Genomic DNA, 1439 nt, shown 5'->3' with positions numbered 1-1439 from the left:
GCGGGCCTGGCGGGCGCGCTGGAGGTGGCGGGGCCCATCGGCCAGCTCACGCCCTACGTGCCGGCGGGCTACGGCTTCGCGGCCATCATCGTGGCGTTCGTGGGGCGGCTGCACCCGGTGGGCATGGTGTTCTCGGCGGTGCTGATGAGCATGTTCTACATCGGCGGCGAGCTGGCGCAGTCGCGCCTGGGCCTGCCCAAGTCGCTCACGGGCGTGTTCCAGGGCCTGCTGCTGTTCACGCTGCTGGCGTGCGACACGCTCATCGCCTACCGCGTGCGGTGGGTTGGGTCCCAGGGGAGGGCCGCTTAAATGGAATCGTACGCACTGCTTCTAGGCGCCACGCTGAGCGCGGGCACCGTGCTGGCCATCGCCGCCCTGGGCCTGCTCATCAACGAGAAGGCCGGCATCGTCAACCTGGGGGCCGAGGGCATGATGCTCTGCGCCGCCATCGCGGGCTTCGCCACCGTGGTGCACACGGGCAACACTTGGCTGGGCTTCGCGGCCGGCATGGCGGCGGGGGCCTTCCTGGCGGCCATCTTCGGCGTGCTGGTGATCTGGCTCAACACCAACCAGTACGCCACGGGCCTGGCGCTGAGCCTGTTCGGGGTGGGCTTTTCCGCCTTCGCGGGCATCCGCTACGTGCAGGCCAAGCTGCCGGAGCTGCCCAAGTACGCCGTGCCCGGGCTGGGCGACCTGCCCATCGTCGGGCCCGCGCTGTTCCGCCAGCACCCCCTCGTGTACCTCACCATGGCGCTGGTGGCGGGGCTGGTGTGGTTCCTGTACCGCTCGCGCGCCGGTCTGGTGCTGCGCTCGGTGGGCGAGTCGCCCGAGTCGGCCCATGCGCTGGGCTACCCGGTGCGGCGCATCCGCCTGGCGGCCGTGGTGGCCGGGGGGGCGCTTTGCGGGTTGTCGGGCGCGTACATCTCCACGGTCTATACGCCGCTGTGGGTGGAGGGCATGGTGGCCGGCCGCGGCTGGATCGCGCTGGCCCTTACCACCTTCGCCACCTGGCGGCCGGCACGGGTGTTGCTTGGTGCCTACCTGTTCGGCGGCGTGACCATGCTGCAGTTCCACCTGCAGGCCACGGGCGTGCAGGTGGCCAGCCAGCTGCTGAGCATGCTGCCCTACGTGGCCACCATCGTGGTGCTGGCGCTGATCTCGCGCAACCCGGCCTGGATCCGCGTGAACATGCCGGCCTCGCTTGGCAAGCCGTTCCATCCCGGGTCGTGACCCGCACGGCCCGCGCGGTGCTGCACGGGCCCCCGATAATTTATTTTTTCGTTGCCTTTCCCCTCACTTTTTTCCTCGAAGGAACCGACATGACCGATCTGCACAAACGCTCGCTGCTCAAGGTGGCCGCGCTTTCCGCCGTGGCCGCCGCCGCCCTGGCCGGCTGCGGCAAGAAGGACGAGCCCGCGCCAGCGCCGGCCGCCGCTCCG

At 70.3% G+C, this 1439-nt stretch carries 2 protein-coding genes and 1 pseudogene; all 3 read left to right on the top strand.

Translation table 11 applies throughout. The annotated features are described in order from the left end of the window. The coding region (locus AC27KI_RS24735; protein WP_487116423.1) for an ABC transporter permease subunit at positions 1–309 on the top strand (309 nt) is incomplete at its 5' end. Then, entirely contained in the window at positions 310–1230 is a 921-nt protein-coding gene (locus tag AC27KI_RS24730; protein ID WP_284396176.1) for an ABC transporter permease, read from the top strand. Positions 1231–1319: 89 nt separating this feature from the next. Continuing rightward, a pseudogene (locus tag AC27KI_RS24725) lies at positions 1320–1439 on the top strand (BMP family ABC transporter substrate-binding protein); the annotation flags it as partial.

The organism is Acidovorax sp. KPB24-03 (assembly GCF_057546605.1).
This window is presented reverse-complemented; position numbering and strand designations above follow the sequence as displayed.

Excerpts from the sequence above, each read along its gene's own strand:
- AC27KI_RS24730 (WP_284396176.1), top strand. The coding sequence starts at position 310 with ATGGAATCGTACGCACTGCTTCTAGGCGCCACGCTGAGCGCGGGCACC.